Below are 856 nucleotides of genomic sequence, written 5' to 3'. Positions count from 1 at the left end.
ATGGGGTCTTATCGATCTGCTTTATTTCATTTAATTACCCATGCTTATTCGAAAGCATTATTGTTTTTAGGATCTGGATCAATTATTCATTCAATGGAAGCTATTGTTGGATATTCTCCAGATAAAAGTCAGAATATGGTTCTTATGGGTGGTTTAACAAAACATGTGCCAATTACAAAAACAGCTTTTTTTTTAGGTACACTTTCTCTTTGTGGTATTCCACCACTTGCTTGTTTTTGGTCCAAAGATGAAATTCTTAATGATACTTGGTTATATTCACCAATTTTCGCAATAATAGCTTGTTCCACAGCTGGGTTAACTGCGTTTTATATGTTTCGGATTTATTTACTTTACTTTTGAAGGACATTTAAAACTTATTTTCTAAATTACAGTGGAAAAAAAAGTGGCTCCTTCTATTCACTCTCTTTATGGGGTAAAGAAGAAGAAAAAAAACTTAATAAAAATTTTGGGTTAGTACCATTATTAACAATGAATAATACAAAAAGAGCTTCTTTTTTTTGCAATAAAACATATAAAATAAGTAATAATGTAAGAAATCAAATTTTTATTACTGTTGAAAATTTTGGACTTAATACAAGAACTTTCTATTATCCGCATGAATCAGACAATACTATTCTATTTCCTATGCTTATTTTGGTTTTATTTACTTTGTTTATTGGAGCCATAGGAATTCCTTTCAATCAAGAAGGAATAGACTTTGATATATTATCAAAATTTTTCACGCCGTCAATAAACCTTTTGCATAAAAATTCACAAAATTTTGTAGATTGGTATGAATTTTTGAGAAATGCAACTTTTTCGGTCAGTATAGCCTTTTTTGGAATATTTATAGCAA

The 856-nt window shown here is 28.7% G+C and carries 2 protein-coding genes; both read left to right on the top strand.

Annotation, left to right across the window (positions count from 1 at the left end; translation table 11 throughout):
- Window positions 1–360, top strand: a 360-nt coding sequence (locus D0S45_20535; protein TIH07833.1) for an NAD(P)H-quinone oxidoreductase subunit F, incomplete at its 5' end; no start/stop codon positions are given.
- Window positions 361–489: 129 nt separating this feature from the next.
- Window positions 490–856, top strand: a 367-nt coding sequence (locus D0S45_20530; GenBank protein TIH07832.1) for a hypothetical protein, incomplete at its 3' end; no start/stop codon positions are given.

The sequence above is a fragment of the Marinifilum sp. JC120 genome (assembly GCA_004923195.1).
Classification (GTDB): domain Bacteria; phylum Desulfobacterota; class Desulfovibrionia; order Desulfovibrionales; family Desulfovibrionaceae; genus Maridesulfovibrio.
The sequence above is the reverse complement of the archived record's forward strand: the minus strand, read 5'-3'. Positions and strand labels throughout refer to the sequence as shown.